This window comes from Arthrobacter sp. SD1074B (genome assembly GCF_056780195.1).
This window is the reverse complement of sequence record NZ_JBRAZT010000001.1, coordinates 2,753,843-2,769,156: the sequence shown is the minus strand read 5'-3', so window position 1 is coordinate 2,769,156 and position 15,314 is coordinate 2,753,843. Positions and strand designations below refer to the sequence as shown.

General features: G+C 68.5%; 13 protein-coding genes. 10 read left to right on the top strand and 3 right to left on the bottom strand.

The window, feature by feature from the left end:
* Window positions 1-338 precede the first annotated feature (338 nt).
* From mtrA to secA, 7 genes are all read left to right on the top strand, one after another.
* A complete protein-coding gene (mtrA, locus tag ACUYM2_RS12825; protein WP_346959715.1) occupies window positions 339-1,013 on the top strand; it encodes an MtrAB system response regulator MtrA in 675 nt (224 codons plus the stop codon).
* Window positions 1,014-1,131: 118 nt separating this feature from the next.
* Window positions 1,132-2,889, top strand: a complete 1,758-nt coding sequence (gene mtrB / locus ACUYM2_RS12820; RefSeq protein WP_481601487.1) for an MtrAB system histidine kinase MtrB — start codon at window positions 1,132-1,134, stop codon at window positions 2,887-2,889.
* Window positions 2,886-4,604, top strand: a complete 1,719-nt coding sequence (locus tag ACUYM2_RS12815) for an LpqB family beta-propeller domain-containing protein (protein ID WP_481600402.1) — start codon at window positions 2,886-2,888, stop codon at window positions 4,602-4,604. Before mtrB ends, ACUYM2_RS12815 begins: the two co-directional genes overlap by 4 nt.
* Window positions 4,605-4,673: 69 nt before the next feature.
* Window positions 4,674-5,654 carry a ComF family protein gene (locus ACUYM2_RS12810; protein WP_481600401.1) on the top strand — a complete coding sequence of 327 codons (981 nt, stop codon included), beginning with the start codon at window positions 4,674-4,676 and terminating at the stop codon, window positions 5,652-5,654.
* Between the two features lie 143 nt (window positions 5,655-5,797).
* Window positions 5,798-6,517, top strand: a complete 720-nt coding sequence (hpf, locus tag ACUYM2_RS12805) for a ribosome hibernation-promoting factor, HPF/YfiA family (RefSeq protein WP_481600400.1) — start codon at window positions 5,798-5,800, stop codon at window positions 6,515-6,517.
* Window positions 6,518-6,546: 29 nt separating this feature from the next.
* Window positions 6,547-7,803, top strand: coding sequence for a winged helix-turn-helix domain-containing protein (locus ACUYM2_RS12800; protein ID WP_481600399.1), 1,257 nt, complete (start codon window positions 6,547-6,549; stop codon window positions 7,801-7,803).
* An 84-nt stretch (window positions 7,804-7,887) separates the two neighbouring features.
* Complete coding sequence (secA, locus tag ACUYM2_RS12795; RefSeq protein ID WP_481600398.1) at window positions 7,888-10,626, top strand: preprotein translocase subunit SecA; 2,739 nt, start codon at window positions 7,888-7,890, stop codon at window positions 10,624-10,626.
* A gap of 91 nt (window positions 10,627-10,717) precedes the next feature.
* On the opposite strand, the gene ACUYM2_RS12790 is transcribed toward secA, so the two are convergent.
* A complete protein-coding gene (locus tag ACUYM2_RS12790) occupies window positions 10,718-11,188 on the bottom strand; it encodes an Rv3235 family protein (RefSeq protein ID WP_481600397.1) in 471 nt (156 codons plus the stop codon).
* 46 nt (window positions 11,189-11,234) lie between these two features.
* A complete protein-coding gene (locus tag ACUYM2_RS12785) occupies window positions 11,235-12,110 on the bottom strand; it encodes a LysM peptidoglycan-binding domain-containing protein (RefSeq protein WP_481600396.1) in 876 nt (291 codons plus the stop codon).
* Between the two features lie 180 nt (window positions 12,111-12,290).
* On the opposite strand from ACUYM2_RS12785, the gene ACUYM2_RS12780 reads away from it, so the two are divergent.
* Window positions 12,291-12,863, top strand: coding sequence for a hypothetical protein (locus ACUYM2_RS12780; RefSeq protein ID WP_481600395.1), 573 nt, complete (start codon window positions 12,291-12,293; stop codon window positions 12,861-12,863).
* Between the two features lie 10 nt (window positions 12,864-12,873).
* Here ACUYM2_RS12780 and ACUYM2_RS12775 read toward each other — a convergent pair whose 3' ends face one another.
* Window positions 12,874-13,089 carry a helix-turn-helix domain-containing protein gene (locus tag ACUYM2_RS12775; protein ID WP_481600394.1) on the bottom strand — a complete coding sequence of 72 codons (216 nt, stop codon included), beginning with the start codon at window positions 13,087-13,089 and terminating at the stop codon, window positions 12,874-12,876.
* A 153-nt stretch (window positions 13,090-13,242) separates the two neighbouring features.
* Here ACUYM2_RS12775 and ACUYM2_RS12770 point away from each other — a divergent pair, with 153 nt between their 5' ends.
* The gene (locus ACUYM2_RS12770) at window positions 13,243-13,884 is read left to right on the top strand and encodes a CpaB family protein (RefSeq protein WP_481600393.1); all 642 of its coding nucleotides are present in this window, start codon (window positions 13,243-13,245) and stop codon (window positions 13,882-13,884) included.
* Window positions 13,884-15,275: a CpaE/TadZ family protein gene (locus tag ACUYM2_RS12765; RefSeq protein WP_481600392.1), complete on the top strand. Its 1,392-nt coding sequence runs from the start codon at window positions 13,884-13,886 to the stop codon at window positions 15,273-15,275. Before ACUYM2_RS12770 ends, ACUYM2_RS12765 begins: the two co-directional genes overlap by 1 nt.
* Window positions 15,276-15,314: the final 39 nt, after the last annotated feature.

The following is a 15,314-nucleotide window of genomic DNA, read 5'->3' as shown; positions in this document are numbered from 1 at the left end:
GGGTGGCTGCCCCCACGGCGGCTGCTGGGCCGGCCAGCCCCCCTGCTGCGGCGCGTTAGGTTCCTGCTCAGACAAGCTTTTCCTCCCCAAGAAATTGCCCGCCGGACGCCCGCGGCCCAGGCCCCGGGGCCCTGCTGTCCACAGGTCCCGGCGTGAGTCCGGGCCAGCTGTGCCCTTAGCCTATAGTTTCGGCGGCCGGCCGCAAGCCTGCGGGCCGGTGCGCGGCGCCTGATTACCGGTGGACGCGGCGCGGGCGTCCCACGGCGGGCAGCCGCCCGCGCCATGCCGGGGACCGCCCGAATACGACAAAGCCATTTCAATAGGGGAATATATAAGCTATGAAGGCACGGATTTTGGTAGTTGACGATGACGAGGCGCTGGCCGAGATGATCGGTATTGTGCTGCGCAACGACGGCTTCGACCCCGTCTTCTGCGCGGACGGAGGCCAGGCCCTGGAGGTTTTCCGCTCCTCCAAGCCGGACCTCGTGCTGCTGGACCTAATGCTTCCGGGGATGGACGGCATTGAGGTATGCCGTCAGATCCGCGGCGAGTCCGACGTTCCGATCGTTATGCTGACGGCCAAGTCGGACACCTCGGACGTGGTCCGCGGACTCGAGTCGGGCGCCGACGACTACGTTCCCAAACCCTTTAAGCCCGCGGAACTCGTGGCACGCGTCCGGGCGCGCCTGCGTCCCGGCGACCAGAAGGCGCCGGAGACCCTGCGCATCGCGGACGTCACGATCGACGTCGCCGGCCACGTGGTGAGCCGCAACAGCGAACGGATCTCCCTGACTCCGCTGGAATTCGACCTGCTCGTCGCCCTGGCACGCAAACCCTGGCAGGTCTTTACCCGTGAGCTGCTGCTGGAACAAGTCTGGGGCTACCGTCACGCGGCGGATACCCGTTTGGTCAACGTCCACGTCCAGCGGCTGCGCTCGAAGATCGAACGCGATCCGGAAGCCCCTGAAGTTGTATTGACGGTCCGTGGTGTCGGCTACAAAGCGGGTTCCTGAGCCGGCGGACGGCCACCCGCAGCCAGCCTCCGTGATCGCTGTCCCGGAACTGGCCGCGCCGCCAAATCCGGAGACAGCTGCGCCCGGGCCTCCGGAGCCGCCCCCCGGGCAGAGTCCGCTGTTCCGGGCCGGCATCTGGGCCCGCCGCGCCAGGATCGTCACCGCCCGCGTTCTCCGGCTGCTGCGCACCGGGGCGTCGCGCCTGCTGCCCGCATCCAGGTACCTGTTGCGCGCCCTGCAGCGGCGGTGGCGGAGGTCCCTGCAGTTCCGCACCGTGCTGACCACCCTCATGCTCGCGATCGGTTCCTTCGCCGTGGTCGGCGCTTACCTGTCGAACCAGATCGCCAACAACCTCTTCCAGGAGCGGCTGGCCCAGGCGGAGTCCGAGACCCGCTACAACGTCAAGCAGGTCCAGGACACGTTCGACGGCGCCCAGGTCACCGACCAGTCGAGTGTGATCACCCTGGTGTACGACACTTTGAATGCCGTCGAAGGCCGCGGCTCGGTGATCCAGCGCCGCTATGTCTTCGAAGCCATGCCCGAACAGACCAAACCGCGCAACCGCTGGGTCGAATCGCGGGCCTCGGACCAGCTCACCATCAGTGTGATCCCGCCCGAGCTGCGCAAGGCGGTCCAGGAGTCCGGCAAGGACCAGTTCTGGGCGTCCACGGAGTTCCCGGTGGGAACCGAGGACCGCCCCGGGATCGCCGTCGGGAACAAGGTGACCTTCAACGGAACCGTCTACGAGCTCTACCTCATCTACGACCTCAACACGGCGCAAAAGACCCTCGACGAGATCCAGAACGTCCTGCTGGCCGGCGCTGCCGCCCTGGCGCTCATGATCGGGGCCGTCGCCTGGTACGTCACCCGCAACGTGGTCAGCCCGGTCAGTCATGCCGCCGTCGTCTCCGAAAAGCTGGCCGCCGGCCAGTTGCAGGAACGCATGGTGGTCAAGGGCGAGGACGAAGTGGCCCGGCTCGGTGCCTCGTTCAACCACATGGCCGCCAGCCTGCAGGAGCAGATCACCCAGCTGGCCACCCTGTCCCAGATGCAGCAGCGGTTCGTCTCCGACGTTTCGCACGAGCTCCGGACCCCGCTCACCACGGTCCGGATGGCCGCTGAGGTGCTCTACGACGCCCGCGACCAGTTCGACCCGATCAACAAGCGGTCCGCGGAACTGCTCTACAACCAAGTCGAACGCTTCCAGTCGCTGCTGGCGGACCTGCTGGAAATTTCCCGGTTCGACGCCGGCGTGGCCATGCTCGACGCCGAACCGACCGACATCGTCCAGCTCATTTCGCACGTGATCGAGGGGGTCGGCCCGGTAGCCGCCGAGTACGGATCGGAGGTGACGCTGAATGCCCCCGCCGGCAGCATCATTGTCGAGATGGATGACCGGCGGATTGACCGTATCCTGCGCAACCTGGTCCTGAACGCCTTGGAACACGGAGAGGGACGGCCGGTGAACGTCTCGGTGGCGGCGAACGACACCGCGGTGGCCGTCGCCGTCCGGGACCACGGCATCGGCATGACCGCCGCCGAAGCCGCCCGCGTGTTCGACCGCTTCTGGCGTGCCGACCCGGCCCGGGCACGGACCACCGGCGGCAGCGGCCTGGGCCTCTCCATCGCCACCGAAGACACCAAACTGCACAACGGCTGGCTGCAGGCCTGGGGCCAGAAGGGACGCGGCTCCAACTTCCGCCTCACCCTGCCGCTGCGCCAGGGCGAAACCATCACCCGGTCGCCGCTCCAGCTGGAACCCGCCGACGTCGGGCCGGCCGGCGACCAGTCCGAGCGGACGATGCTGCTGCTCGAGACGGCCGTCACCGATCCCCGTCCGGCCGCCGGCCGCGACGGGACGAAGGAGCAGTCATGATAGGCACCAGGAAGTTCACCAGTCCCGCCGCGGCCCTGCTGGCGGTGATCCTGGTCCTGCTGACGTCCTGCGCACAGATCCCGCGTTCCGGTCCGGTCGGCAAGAGCACCGATGAGAGCGCCGGGAAGCCCAACAACGCCCCGGTCTTCTTCCCCGTGGCCCCGCGGCCCGGGGCATCCCCGGAAGCGGTGATTGAGGACTTCTACCTCGCGGGCAGCGGCTATGAGGACGACTACGCCGTCGCCCGGCAGTACCTCACCCAGGCCTCCTCGGTGCAGTGGAAGCCGGACCGCCGGGTGCTGGTGTTCCGCTCCGCCCGCGTGGTGCGCACCGCCGTCGAAAACGTCTTCAACTACGAACTGGACCTCGCCTACACCGTCGACGCCGATGGGATCGCCACAGCGTTGCCGGAAGGGTCCAAGGAAAGTATCCCCGCGACGCTGACCAAGGTGGACGGCGAGTGGCGCATCGCCGAGATTCCGGACGGCACCGCCATCCCGGAACAGACGTTCAAGGTCATCTACGGCGCGTACCCCATCTACTTCTATGACCCCACGTTCACCTACGCGGTGCCGGATATGCGCTGGTTCATCAAGAAGAAGACCGTCAAGGCCATGGCCAGTGCCCTGCTCGGCGGTCCCGCCCCCTACCTCAAGGGCGCCGTGGTGAGCGCCTTCCCTTCGGGCATCAAGCTGGCCCGCGAGTCGGTGCCGGTGGTCTCCGGTGCCGCGCAGGTGGACCTCACGGCCAAGGACCTCGTGGAGGCCTCCAACCAGGACCGGCTGCGGATGCAGACCCAGCTCTCTTTGACCTTCCGCAGCCAGCCCGATGTCGTCAACGTGGAACTGCGGGCCAACCAGGACCTGGTGCGGGTGGAAGACGACGGATCTGTGCTCCCGCCCGTGCGGAACGTGGAGGTCCCGGCCCGCCAGATCGCCGTCAGCAACAACGACCTGGTCCGCTACGAGAACAACAAGCTGGGGCCGGTGCCGGATATCCAGTCCGTCCGGGCCCTGGCGCCGCGACTGCCCGCGGAATCTCCGGTATCCCAGGCCGTGGCGTTCCTCAACCGCGGCCACGGCACGCTGTACTCGATCATCCCGGGCCAGCCGGCGCGCGCGCTCACCACGCGGGCCGGCCTTTCCAGGCCGTCCTTCGGCCGGTACGACTGGGTCTGGAGCGCCGGACCGGGAGGCAACGGGACCACCGAGGTCCTGGCCTACCGGCCCACCGGGATCGCGGCCGGGGCGAACGTACCCACCGTGACCCTGGCGCCGCCGTGGCTGGCCGGCAGGAGCGTCAAGGAATTCAGGGTCTCGCGCGAAGGAACCCGCGCGCTCGTCATTTCAGAGCTGAACGGCAAGACCGCCGTCCAGATCACCGGAATCGTCCGGACCGCCGACGGCACCCCCCGGGATCTCACCGCGCCGATCACCCTACTGACGGCCCGGGCCCCGGACCGCGGTGTCTGGGTCAACGACACGACCGTCGCGGTGATGAAGAGCTCAGCCAGCGGCAACGTCACCCCCGAGCTGCTTTCCCTGACGTCCGGTGCTCCGCAGGAGCTGGCGCCCTGGCCGGGCCTTACCGCGCTCAGCGCCGGCAACGGGCCTGCGGAGATCTTCGGACAATCCACGGAGGGCATCTTCCAGCGCCTCGGTAACGGCTGGTCAGCGCAGCTCAAGGGGGCCATCGACCCGTCCTTCCCGGGCTGACCGGGCTACCTGTCCACATAGCGCGGCTGGTCCCTGCCGCGGGAGGCCGGGAACGCCCAGCCTTGAAAGGTGACCAAACTCCGGCGCCGCGCCCTTAAACTGACCCCTATCCTGACCCCTGTCCTGGCCCCTGATCCTGACCTCGCCCCGCAGCCGGGGGCGGCGAGGCACCGCGGGGGCTACTCCAACTGGCCGGCGCGGGTGGCGGACGGGGCCGCCGCTGCCGCCGCCGAACTGCTGGCACTTGCCGTGCCAGTGGAATGCGTCTGCTGCGGAGCGGAGGACCGGACCCTCTGCGGTGCCTGCGCCCACCGGGTCCGCCAGCTGACGCGCCGGCCGTTCCGGGCCGAGGGGAGGGCCCCCGCACTGGTGGACATGGACGGCTCCGTCCTGTTGCCCGTCGTCGCGGCCGGCGTCTATCGGGGTGAGCTGGCGCAGTCCGTGCTGTCGTTCAAGAAGTACGGCCAGCGCCAGCTGGCCGAGGAACTGGCCACGGCCCTCGTCAAAGCCATCGGTGCCGCCGCCGGCCGGGCGGAGCGGATCGTGCTCGTGCCCGTCCCCACCAGCAGCGCGGCCTTTCGACGCCGGGGGTTCAGCCCGGTGCACCTGCTGCTCTCCAAGGCCCGGCGGAGCCCGGCGCTGGACCGGGCCGACGTCGCCGATGTACTCCGCCGGACCCGTGCTGCGCCGGCCGCTTCCCGCAGCCGCACCGCGGCGGCAGCCGGCTGGCCCGGCTGGCCAGGCGGGCAGAAGGGTTTGGGCCGTGCGGCAAGGTTCCGGAAGGTGCGCGGTTCCATGCAGGTCAAGGGCCGCGCACGCCGGGCGGGGCTGGACGGTGCGCCCTGCGTCGTGGTGGACGATGTGCTCACCACCGGTGCCACGCTGGCCGAAGCGGCCCGCGCGCTCCGCGCCGCAGGCGCGGTGGTCCGCGGCGCGGTGGTGCTCGCGGCGACACGCCCGCCGGTCCAGTACGACTTTGCCGCCGCAATCCCCGCCGCTGGCGGGAACCACAGCCGGGAGGAAAAAAATAAACCGAAAAAAGATGAATAACAGGGGGCTATGAACTAACGTCGAAGATGGGTACCAAGAACAGATGTACCTGTCGATAGCGGCTCGGAAAGGGGCTCGACTGTCCGTCAGATCAGCCCCCGGAAGCGCCGCCGTCGTGTCACCGAAGTCATTTGGAGGGCACCATGGAGTTCATGATCAGCGGTCGCAATTTGACGGTTTCCGACCGGTTCCGCGAATACGCCGACGAAAAGATCTCAAAGATCGCTTCCCTTGGGGACAAGGTCCAGAGGGTCGACGCGAAGGTCACTAAGGAGACCAAGGCCCGGCAGACCGCAGAGCTGCTCACCGTAGAGCTCACAGTCCTCGGGCGGGGTCCCGTGATCCGTGCCGAAGCCAGCGCGGCTGACAAATTTGCCGCCTTCGATCTCGCCTACAACAAGCTTCTTGAACGGTTGCGCCGGGCCAAGGACCGCAAGAAGGTCCACCACGGCCGGCACACACCCAAGTCCGTCACCGAGGCAACGGCCTCCCTGGAACCGGCCAGCACCAGCGAGCCCATCTATGAGGAAGCGAGCCACCCGCCGCAGTCCGCCCCCGCGGAGAAGTCACCGTACGAGCTGGAGAACGACATCCCGGCCGGCGACTCGCCGGTGCTGATCCGCCGGAAGGTCTTCCCCGCTGCGTCCCTCTCGCTCGACGACGCCGTCGACAATATGGAACTCGTGGGCCACGACTTCTACCTGTTCGTGGACAAGGAGACGAAGGCCCCCTCGGTCGTTTACCGCCGGGAAGGCTGGACTTACGGGGTTATCAGCCTGGACCAGACCTGCGAACCGGGCGAGGCTCCGCTGGAAGAAAAGATCATCGCTTATCGTTCAGAGGATGAGCCTGCCAGCGCCTGAGCTGGTGACCATCCGACGAAGGGACTGACGTGCACGCATCGCTGAGCCTCAAGCAGGCGCGGCGGATCGCACTGGCAGCCCAGGGATTGGACAAGGTCCGGCCCGCCGCACCCGTGAGCGCACGGGCGGTGGGCCGTACCTTTGCCCGCCTCCACCTGGTCCAGATCGATTCGGTCAACGTGCTCTCGCGGAGCCATTACCTGCCGTTCTTCTCCCGGCTCGGGAACTACGACCGCGCCATCCTGCATCGGATGGCGGAAACGCACCCGCGGCGGATGATGGAGTACTGGGCCCACGAGGCCAGCTTCATCCGCCCCGAGCACTTCCCTGACCTTGTGCTGTGGCAGAACCGCAAATGGGTCGGCGCCCACGCCATGGACCCGGAACTGCGCAGCGCGGTGGCCGAGCGCGTGCTGGAAGTTTTGGCCGCGGGCCGGCCGCTGACCGCCGCCGAACTCACCGCCAGGCTGGGCCACGTGGAGGACCGCCCCAAAGACAACTGGGGGTGGAACTGGAACGCGGTCAAACGCGTCCTCGAGCACCTCTTCGAAGAGGGCCTGGTCTCGGCCGCGTCCCGGACCGGATCCTTTGAACGCCGCTATACGCTGACCGCCAGAGTCCTGGCCGCCTCCCCGACCGGCGGGCGGGCGGTGCCAGCGCAGGCTGACACGGCCGCAGCCCGGGAACCGGACGCCGCGGCTGCCATGGTCCGGCTGATCGACGCCGCGGCGCAGGCCCACGGGATCGGCACAGTGCGGTGCTTCGCGGACTACTTCCGCACCCCATTGCGCGCCGCCGCCACCGCAGTGGAGCAACTCGTGGATGCCGGACGGCTCGAGCCGGTGACGGTGACCGGCTGGAACAGGCCGCTGTACCGGCACGCGGACGCCGGGTTGCCCCGCGCTGCCCGCGGCCGTGCACTGCTCAGCCCCTTCGATTCACTCGTCTTCGAACGACGCCGGCTGGAGGAACTGTTTGGCTTCCACTACCGGATCGAGATCTACACCCCCGAAGCCAAACGCCGCTACGGCTACTACGTTCTGCCCTTCCTGCTGCGCGACGGGATCGTGGCCCGCGTGGACCTGAAAGCGGACCGTGCGACGGGCGGCCTGCTCGTCCGCAGCAGCCACGCCGAGCCCGGCGCGCCGGCTGACACCGCCGTCGAACTCGCCGAAGAACTGCAGCTCATGGCAGAGTGGTTGGAGCTGGACCGGATCGTTGTCGCCCCCGTGGGGGACCTGGCGCCAGCGCTCGGGCGGGCCGTGGCCGGCCTGCCTCCGCTCTGAGGGAACAGGCGCGTCCCGCCCTGCGTCCCTCCCGTAGACTAAACACGCCGGAATTCGGCAGCTTGAGACTGGGAGCAATTTCACGTGGCATCACTTATTGAAAAACTTCTCCGCACGGGTGACAAAAAGACCCTGCGGCAACTGCGGAACTATGCCGATTCCATCAATGCCCTGGAAAGCTCCTTCAAGACCTTCACCGACGCAGAACTGCGCGAAGAGACCGACCGTCTCCGTGCCCGCCACACCGACGGTGAAAAGCTGGATGACCTGCTGCCCGAGGCGTTCGCCGCCGTCCGCGAGGCATCGTCCCGCACCCTGGGGATGCGCCACTTCGACGTCCAGTTGATGGGCGGCGCCGCCCTGCACCTGGGAAACATTGCCGAAATGAAAACCGGTGAAGGTAAAACCCTGGTGGCCACCGCTCCGGCCTACCTCAACGCGCTCACCGGCAAAGGCGTGCATGTCATCACCGTGAATGACTACCTCGCCGAGTACCAGTCGGACCTGATGGGCCGCGTGTACCGCTTCCTTGGCCTGAGCAGTGGCTGCATCCTCTCCAACCAGGACCCCGCCGTCCGCCGCGAGCAGTACGCCTCAGACATCACCTACGGCACCAACAACGAATTCGGCTTCGACTACCTGCGCGACAACATGGCGTGGGACAAGTCCGAACTGGTCCAGCGCGGCCACCACTTCGCCATCGTCGACGAAGTGGACTCCATCCTCATCGACGAAGCCCGCACCCCGCTCATCATTTCCGGACCGGCGCAGGGCGATACCAACCGCTGGTACAGCGAGTTCGCCAAGGTGGTCCTGCGGCTGCAGCCCGAGACCGACTACGAAGTCGACGAGAAGAAGCGGACCGTCGGCGTCCTCGAGGCCGGCATCGAGAAGGTCGAGGACTACCTCGGCATCCACAATCTCTACGAGTCCGCGAACACCCCGCTAATCGGTTTCCTGAACAACGCCATCAAGGCCAAGGAACTCTTCAAGCGGGACAAGGACTACGTCATCCTCGACGGTGAAGTCCTGATCGTCGACGAGCACACCGGCCGCATCCTTGCCGGGCGGCGGTACAACGAGGGCATGCACCAGGCGATCGAAGCCAAAGAAGGCGTCGAGATCAAGGCCGAGAACCAGACCCTCGCCACGGTCACGCTGCAGAACTACTTCCGCATGTACGACAAGCTCGCGGGTATGACCGGCACCGCCGAAACCGAAGCGGCCGAGTTTATGAGCACCTACAAGCTCGGCGTTGTCGCCATTCCCACCAACCGGGACATGCAGCGCATCGACCAGCCTGACCTCGTCTACAAGAACGAGACGGTGAAGTTCGACGCCGTGGTCAAGGACATTGCCGAGCGGCACGAAAAGGGCCAGCCGGTGCTGGTTGGCACTACCAGCGTCGAAAAGAGCGAATACCTGTCCCGGCTGCTGGCCAAGGAGGGCATCCGCCACGAGGTCCTGAACGCCAAGAACCACGCCCGTGAGGCGTCCATCGTGGCGCAGGCCGGCCGCAAGGGCGCCGTCACGGTCGCGACCAACATGGCCGGCCGCGGAACCGACATCATGCTCGGCGGCAACGCCGAGTTCACCGCCGTCGCCGAGCTCGCCAAGCGCGGGCTCGATCCGGAGGAGAACTCCGAGGAATACGAGGCCGCCTGGCCGGCCGCGTTCGAGGCCGCCAAGCAGTCCGTCAAGGACGAGCACGAGGAAGTCCTCAACCTCGGCGGCCTCTACGTGCTCGGCACCGAGCGGCACGAGTCCCGCCGGATCGACAACCAGCTCCGCGGCCGCTCCGGCCGCCAGGGCGACCCCGGCGAGTCCCGCTTCTACCTGTCGCTGACCGACGACCTGATGCGGCTGTTCAACTCCGGCGCAGCCGAGCGGCTCATGAACAGCTCCGTGCCGGACGACGTCGCCCTCGAATCCAAGCTCGTCTCGCGGGCCATCGCCTCGGCCCAGGGCCAGGTGGAGGGCCGCAACGCCGAGCAGCGCAAGAACGTGCTGAAGTACGACGACGTCCTGAACCGCCAGCGTGAGGCAATCTACGGCGACCGCCGTCGAATCCTGGAAGGTGATGACCTGCACGAAAAGGTCCAGTACTTCCTCGAGGACACGATCACCGCGTTCATCGACGAGGCAACGGCCGAAGGTACCGGCGACGACTGGGACTTCAACCTGCTCTGGTCGAACCTGAAGACCCTGTACCCGGTCAGTTTCGCGCCGCGCGATGTGATCGACGAGGCCGGTGGAAAGTCGCGGATCACCGCCGACTTCCTGAAGGAAGAGATCCTCTCCGATGCGCGCCTGGTTTACCAGGCCCGCGAGGAGCTGATCGGCTCGGAGAGCATGCGCGAGCTCGAGCGGCGCGTTGTCCTCTCCGTGATCGGCCGGAAGTGGCAGGAACACCTCTACGAGATGGACTACCTCAAGGAAGGCATCGGCTTGCGGGCGATGGCCCAGCGCGATCCCCTGGTCGAGTACCAGCGCGAAGGCTTCATCATGTTCCAGGCCATGATGGAGGCCATCCGCGAGGAGAGCGTGGGCTTCCTGTTCAACCTGGAGGTTGAGGTGACCCCGGCGCAGGACGTTGTGGTGGCCGACGCCGCAGGCCAGCACACCGAGCACCAGGAGCCGCAGATCCACGCCGCCGGCCTCGAGGCCCCGGAGAAGCCTGCCCAACTGCAGTACACGGCTCCCGGCGAGGACGGAGCAGCCCAGACCCGGGTCGAGGCGAAGTCCTCCGGCCGCTCCGGCAACCCGGCCAAGGCCGCGGCCCAGGAACCGCCGCGCCGCGCCAACAAGAAGAAGCGGCGGTAGCACCAAAGCGCTGACAGCAAAGCAGGGCCGGAACCGCAGTTCCGGCCCTGCTTTTTGGTTTCCTCCTTTCCTTGTGTCCTCGCGTGGTCTTTCAGCCGATCTCCAGCACGGTGACCCGCCACACCAATCTGTTGCGCTCCAGCCGGAGCGCGACGGCGCGGACGCGCAGCTCGTCGGACACCACGGCGCTGGCCTCATAGACGTCCTCGGACACCCGGAGTGTGCGGACCGAGAGGACGGCCGGGTTCCGGTGCAGCCGGCCCGCCGTAGGGGACGTGCCGGACGCAACACGGCGCGTCAAAGCGGCCCGATGCTGCAGCGCCGCCAGGCAGCGCTCGTCAAGCCGCCGGGCGAGCTGCTGGACGGGCCGGGTTCCGGCGAGGACCTCGATGGCGGCCTGCACGGTGGACCGGGAAATCGCGCACACCTCGCGGTCCTCGTCTACGGCCCGCAGGGCCGGTGCCGGTCCGCGGGGACTGGAGGGACCGGAGGCGCGGGGGCCCGGCGGCGCCGTCGGGAAAGGGACAGCGGCGCCTGCGCGGATAACGGTTGCGGGACTCATGGGTTTTCCTTTGCTGTCGTTTGATCGGGGGGCTGGCTGGTGGGTTTCAGGGAAGCGCAGGTAGGCGAAGCACCTGCCCGGGCAGCAGCAGTCCTGGATCGCTGCCGATGAGCTTGCGGTTGGCCTGATAGAGCCGGGGCCAGGCCAAGGCGATGTCGACGTCTGACGCCAGCGGGCCCAGCTCTGCCGCGCAGATGCTCCACAAAGAGTCCCCGGCCCGGACCGTGACCTCGCCCGCGCCCACGGCCGGCTGCTGCGGCGGCGGACGCAGCGGGAGGGGCGCAAGGGCACCGGGGTCCACCGGCGGCGGCGCCGGCGTCCAGTGCGGATCCACGCCGAGGATCCGGGACCTGACGGAGGAAACGGAAGGTCTCGGCGCCGGATCAGGTGAGGGGCCGGAAGCCGCTGCCGGACCAGGACCCCGCGCCGGCGTACCGGTGGCCGGTACAGTACCGTCCAAGGCGCCGCCGGTGGGGGTCCACGCCGCTGCAACGGCCGGCGGGATGTGCGGGGCCGGCGCCGGAGCCCCTGGGCCGGGACCGGCGTGGGCCAGCGGGGCCGTGGCGAGCTGCAGCCCGACGGCGGCCAGGGCCAGCCGGCGCATGAAGGCGGGGCTGAACCTGCCCGCGGCCACCGCGGCGCGGCGGCTTCCGCTGCGTTCGAGCAATGCGGCCGTGACAGCGATCAAAAAGGACAGCGCCCACCAGGTAACGACGATCAAACCGGTGGTGTTGGCCGCGACTGCCAGATGGTCCTCGAAGGAGAGTGATTGGCGCCGCGCGGCCGAGGATCGCAGGCGCTGCGCGAGCTGGGCGCCCGACCCGGCGAGGAAGCATCCGAGCAGGAGGATGAGGGACGCCATGGCGGCGTCGGTACCGAGCCCGCGACGGTGCCCGGCGCGGGATAGTTCCGTGGTGTCCATAACCGCCTCCTCCGCGAGCCCGGCCCGCTGGCTCAAACGATACGTTTTGATGCAGTTTGATCTAGTTTGATCAATCTGGAGTTGCTTAAGGCGAGTTTGAGCTTTTTTGAGGTGGTTTGTCTAGAGCTGATGGAAAGAATGTGGATTGACCGCCGCCGGGGCCGCCCCTACGCTGTCGCCATGCGGTGGGACGACCTGTTTGCAGACCTGGAGGCACAGCTGGCCGCCGGGGAACGCCGTGACCTGGACGTCGAGATCGGTGAACGGGCGCGGGCGGAAGCCGCAACGGTCGAGTTGGCGGACCGGCTGCGGGGTTCGGTGGGCCTGCGGATCGGCGTCCACCTCGGTTCCGGGACGGTGTACGAAGGCACCCTGAGCCACGCGGGCAGCCAGTGGTTGGTCCTCGATGAAGAGCGGCACCAATTGCTGATTCCCCACACCGCGGCCGTTCGCTACGCAGACCTGTCCAGGCTGGCGGTCGGAGCGGCCACCGAGGTCCGGCAGCGGCTCGGCTTGGCCAGCGCACTCCGGGGGTTGGCCAGGGACCGCGCCAGCCTGGCCGTGATGGTGTCCCGCGGGGCGGCAGCGGAATCCGTGCTGCACGGGGTGATTGACCGGGTCGGTCGTGATTTCCTGGACCTGGCGGTCACCGACCCGGGCGAGGAGCGCCGCCCTGCCAACGTCAGCGCGGTGGCGACGATTCCCTTCAGCGCCCTTGCCGGGTTGAGATCGGTGCGCGTCGCCGACGGCTAGCCGGCCGGGCTCACTGGCCCTTGGCCCTGGCCTCGTCGATAAGCCGGCTGGTCTCGGCGTAGCGTTCCTGGATGTACTGCTCCAGCATGCTCTCCTCAACCCGCCACTGTCCCCGGCCACCCACCTGGATGGCCTTGAGCTGGCCGCTGCGGACAAGGGCGTAGGCAGCGGGGGAGTTGATCTGGAGCTGCTCGGCAACGTCTGCGAGGGTCAGGAATCGGGGCATGGCACTATTTTGCCACCGGTGGTGGCGTTTGGGGCCGTTATCCACAATTTGCTGTTGTTTGCTTTGGTATCTTCCCGCCGGGGCGCCAATTCGTGAGAATAGGGGTGTCCGGCGCCCGCAGCCCGGGCTGCGACTACGGGGGGAGCAGGACGCATGAGTGTGAGCACGGTGGCCGGCGGCGCCCGGTTGAAGAAACCCTCGTGGAAGGACCCGCGGCTCCTCGTGGGGATCCTGCTGGTGCTGGCCTCGGTCGCCGGTGTCGTGTCGCTCGTGACTGCGGCTGACCAGACCACGGAGGCCTTTGCGGCCAGCGAACCCATCGCCGTCGGAGAGAAGCTCACCCCGGACAAACTCCACCGGGTCAAGGTCCGGCTGGGCGACGTCGAACAGCACTACATCACCCCGGAGTCGGGGCTGGTTGACGGGCTGGTGGCGGTCCAGCGGATCGGCAAGGACCAGCTCCTGCCGCGTGAAAGCTTCGGCGAACAGGACGGGCTGGACCGCAAACCCGTCGCCATCACCATCGACGAAGCCCTGCCGCCGCAGGCGGTGGCGGGCTCGCGCGTGGACGTCTGGGTAGCGCAGCCCGACACCGGAAACGGGTTTAGCGAGCCCACGCTGCTGCTCCCCGGCGCCGAGATCGCGCAGCTCACGCCGGGCAGCACCGCCCTGGGTTCGCAGCGCGCCACCGTGGTGATGGTGCTGGTCGCGGACGGGCAGATGCCGAAACTGCTGGGGGCGCAGGCCAACAAGGCCAACATCTCCGTGGTCTGGAATCCGGGTGGTGCGCCCTGATGGGCATTCCGGTGGTGACCGTGGGCCGGACCCGTGACGACCTCGTCGGCGGGCTGGAGCGGCTTCATGGGCCGGTGTCCGTGGTGCGCCGCTGCGGCGAGCTTGCCGAACTCCTGGCCGCGTGCCAAACCGGCCTGGCCCGTGCTGCCGTCGTCGCGGAGGGAAGCGAGGAGCTCACCGCCTCCCTTGTGGACCGTCTCTCTGCGGTGGGGGTCGTGGTGGTAGCGCTGACCGACAGCCCAGAGGAAGCTGCCAGACTGTGGGGGATCGGCGTGACGGCCGAGGTGTCCGGCCTGGAACCGGCTGCGCTCGCCGCCGTGATTGCCGGCGCGGTGGCGCGGCTCGCGGGGGAGCGGCCCGGGCCGTCGGCAAGTGCCTTTGCCGACCACTCCGCGGCGCTTCGCACGCCGCCCCGCGCAGCGGACACTGCGGCGGCGGGTCGTACGGCAGCGCAGCGCGCCGGGGACCACACGCCGGATCCCGGGGCAGACGGGGTCGGCAGCGCCGTCGGGGCCGGCGGTGGCAAGCCCGTCACGGGGAGGATCATCGCCGTCTGGGGTCCGGCCGGCTCGCCCGGCCGGACCCTGCTGGCCGCCAACATTGCCGGCGAACTGGCCGCCGAGGGCAAATCCGTACTGCTCGTCGACGCCGACAGTTACGGCGCCAGCGTCGCCGCGGTGCTGGGACTGCTCGACGAGGCTGCCGGGCTCGCGCAGGCGTGCCGGCTGGCGGACCAGGGACTGCTCGACGGCGCCGCGCTGCTCCGGATCGCCGCGCCGGTCGCTAGCCGGGCCGGGACCTTCCGGGTCCTCACCGGCGTCACCCGTTCCGACCGCTGGACCGAACTGCGCGCTGCCGCGCTCTCGCTGGTCTACGAACGTGCCCGGGAAGTCGCCGAGGTTACGGTGATCGACGTCGGCTTCTGCCTCGAGGCCGACGAGGAGCTCAGCTTTGACTCCATGGCGCCGCGCCGGAACGCCGCGACCCTGCGGAGCCTGGAACTGGCGGACACCGTCTATGCCGTCGGCGCCGCCGACCCGGTCGGGGTGCCGAGGCTGGTGCGCGGACTGGCCGAACTGGCGGCGGCAATTCCGCAGGCGGCCCCGCGCGTCGTCCTGAACAAGGTGCGGGCCGGCGCCGTCGGACGCTCCCCGGAACGCCAGCTCCGCGACGCCTGGGCACGCTACGGCCCCGACGTGCCCTTGGAAGCGTTCCTCCCGGCGGATCCGGCAGCGTGCGACGCCGCCCTGCTGGCCGGCTCGCTGCTGCTCGAGGCCGCGCCCGACTCTGCCCTGCGCGGGGCCATCGCCGCCTTGGTTTGTGCACCTGTCCAGCGAAATCGCAAAGCCTCTGTTGTTTCTTCCACAGCAAAGGCCCGGCTAAAGGGCTAGGCTCGCCATGAGGGCCGCAACGGTGCGGCCATGAACTTT